At 68.1% G+C, this 2,288-nt stretch carries 2 protein-coding genes; both read left to right on the top strand.

Going from position 1 to position 2,288, the window contains the following annotated elements; genetic code table 11:
- The coding region (locus tag QPM17_RS23510; protein WP_285394167.1) for an ABC transporter ATP-binding protein at positions 1–717 on the top strand (717 nt) is incomplete at its 5' end.
- 1 nt (position 718) lies between these two features.
- Positions 719–2,029: a cobyrinic acid a,c-diamide synthase CobB gene (locus QPM17_RS23505; protein ID WP_285394166.1), complete on the top strand. Its 1,311-nt coding sequence runs from the start codon at positions 719–721 to the stop codon at positions 2,027–2,029.
- Positions 2,030–2,288: the final 259 nt, after the last annotated feature.

The raw sequence follows: 2,288 nt of genomic DNA, 5'->3' as shown, positions 1-2,288 counted from the left end.
GACGGTCGCCCGCTGTCGCTCAGCGTCGAACCGGGGCAGGTATGGGGCGTGCTAGGCCCCAATGGTGCCGGCAAGACTACCTTGTTGCATACCCTGGCCGGGTTGCGCGCACCGCGGACCGGCCGAGTGCTCGTCGATGGTCGCCCGCTGGCCGCGCTGAGCCGGAGGCAGGTGGCGCGTACCTTGGGGCTGGTGTTCCAGGAGCGCCACGATGGTTTTCCCGCCACGGTGCGTGAGACCGCGCTGATCGGCCGCCACCCCTGGCTTTCCCCCTGGCAGATGGAGGGGGCCGAGGACCTGCGTCTGGCCGAGGCAGCGCTCGAACGTCTCGACGTCGACCACTTGGCCGAGCGGCTGGTGAGCACGCTTTCCGGCGGTGAGCGGCAGCGCCTGGCCATTGCCACGGTGCTGACCCAGGCGCCGAATATCTGGCTTGCCGATGAACCCACCAACCACCTCGACCTGCATCACCAGACCGCGGTGATGGCACTACTCTCCGAGCAGGCCGCCCAGGGCAAGGCCGTCATGATGTGCCTGCACGACCTCAACCTGGCGGCACGCTGGTGCGACCATCTGCTGCTGCTCTACCCCGGCGGCGAGGCGTGCTGGGGGCCGGCCGAGCGCATGCTGGTGCCCGCCGCCCTGGAGCGGCTCTATGGTCAACGCCTGGCCACCGCCGAGATCGACGGCGCCCCCGTTTTCGTACCCGTGAGGTGATATGACGACTTCGACGATTCGCGGCGAGGCCCATGCCGCCCTGATCACCGCTCCCGGCTCCGGCCAGGGCAAGTCCATGGTCACCGCGGCGTTGGCGCGGCTGCACCGCAACGCGGGGCTCCGCGTGCGGGTGTTCAAGCACGGCCCCGACTATCTCGACCCTATGCTGCAGGAGGTGGCCTCGGGCCAGCCGGTCTACCAGCTGCATCCCTGGATGACCGGCGAAGACGAGTGTCGCTGGCGCCTGGCCGAGGCCGCCCGTGAGGCCGACCTGATCCTGGTCGAGGGTTCCATGGGACTGTTCGACGGCGACCCCTCCAGCGCCGACCTGGCGATTCTCGCCGGCCTGCCGGCGCTGCCGGTGATCGATGCCTGGGGCATGGCCCAAACCTTCGGCGCCGTGGCTCAGGGGCTGGCCAACTTTCATCCCGATCTCGCCATACATGAGGTGATCGCCAATCGCGTCGGCAGCCCCGGCCACGGCAGGCTGTTGGCTGGGGGCATGCCGGCAGGACTCTCGCTGCTCGGTGCCATTCCGCGCAGCGAGGCGATGAAGATCCCCGATCGCCACCTGGGTCTCGTCCAGGCCGGCGAGCTGGCCGGCTTGGATGCCCAGCTCGATGCCGCCGCCGAAGTACTGAAAGAAGCCGGCCTCGACCGCCTGCCGGCTCGAGTGGCTCTCGAAGCCGAGGCCCCCGAGTCGCCGCCCCGCCTGCTCGATGGCATGCGTATCGCCGTGGCCCGGGATGACGCCTTCGCCTTTCTCTACCGGGCCAATCTCGACCTGCTCGATACCATGGGTGCCGAACTGAGGTTTTTTTCGCCATTGGCCGGCCCTGTGCTGCCCGAATGCGATGCCCTGTGGTTGCCTGGCGGTTACCCGGAGCTGCATGCGGCGAGGCTCGCCGCCAATGCACCGATGCTGGCCGCGATACGTGCTCATCACGACGCCGACAGGCCGATTCTCGCCGAGTGCGGCGGGCTCATGGTATGCATGGAGCGCCTGGTGGATGGGCAGGGGAGCGAACACGCCATGCTGGGGTTGCTGCCCGGGCGGGCGCGCATGGCCGGTAAGCTCAGCGCGCTGGGGTTGCAGAGCCTAGCGACCGAAGCCGGCGAGCTGCGCGGCCACACCTATCACCATTCGCTGCTGGAAACGCCACTCGAGCCATTCGCGCATGCCCGGCGTTTGGCCGGCAGCCCGGCCGAGCCGGTCTATCGCCTGGGCGCGCTGACGGCCAGCTATTTTCATGGCTACTTCCCCTCGGCGCCGCGACTGGTGGCGAGGCTCTTCCGGGGCGAGCCGCTTTGACATGCGGATACCAAAGCCTGCCGCCGAGAGGTCTAGACTCCCAGGCAGGCAGGCCGTATGCACGGTACATCGTGCCGTGCGCCGTCCTGCCCCATGGAAGCCAACGCCAGGGAGGTTCGCTATGACTCGCAATACTTTGCGCCACGTGCACGTGCCGATGACGTCCACCAAGAGCGGTACGCTCTACGATATTCTGCCGGACGTCATGGGCCTGACCGTCAAGATCGTCAATGTCTATTTCGTCGGCGATCCCGAGAGC

The sequence above is a fragment of the Marinobacter azerbaijanicus genome (genome assembly GCF_030250645.1).
Classification (GTDB): Bacteria; Pseudomonadota; Gammaproteobacteria; order Pseudomonadales; family Oleiphilaceae; genus Marinobacter; species Marinobacter azerbaijanicus.
This window is presented reverse-complemented; position numbering and strand designations above follow the sequence as displayed.